This window comes from Mesorhizobium sp. M2E.F.Ca.ET.209.01.1.1, from assembly GCF_004010375.2.
GTDB lineage: Bacteria > Pseudomonadota > Alphaproteobacteria > Rhizobiales > Rhizobiaceae > Mesorhizobium.
Window position 1 is genome coordinate 1 of the sequence record NZ_SADP02000366.1, and the last position, 382, is coordinate 382.

Consider the following 382-nt stretch of genomic DNA (forward strand, 5'->3'; position numbering starts at 1 on the left):
GGTTCGGTCACCCAGCCGATCAAGAAGGGCGAGCTCATCACCTATGCCAATGCGGCGCCCGCGCCGGGCTCGAAGATCGCCGAGCTGCGCGCCCGCCAGGACAAGCTCGTCTACGGCACCGTGGAGGCGTGATCATGGCCACAGCCCGCAAATCCGTCGTCGACAGCCGCGCCAACCTGCCTTTCGTCTACCGCCAGTACAGCCCGGAACAACTCCGGGGAGAGCTCCACAAGATGTATCTCATCCGCCGCTTCGAAGAGGGCGCGGAAGAGTGCTACATGCGCGGCCTCATCCACGGCACCATGCATCTGTCGATCGGCCAGGAAGCGAGCGCCATGGGCATCTGCATGCCGCTCGCCGAGGATGACCAGATCACCTCGAC

Annotated in this window: 1 pseudogene; it reads left to right on the plus strand. The window is 64.7% G+C overall.

The features are described 5' to 3' along the window. Positions 1-134: 134 nt before the first annotated feature. Positions 135-382: pseudogene (locus EN852_RS36015) on the plus strand (pyruvate dehydrogenase (acetyl-transferring) E1 component subunit alpha); the annotation flags it as partial.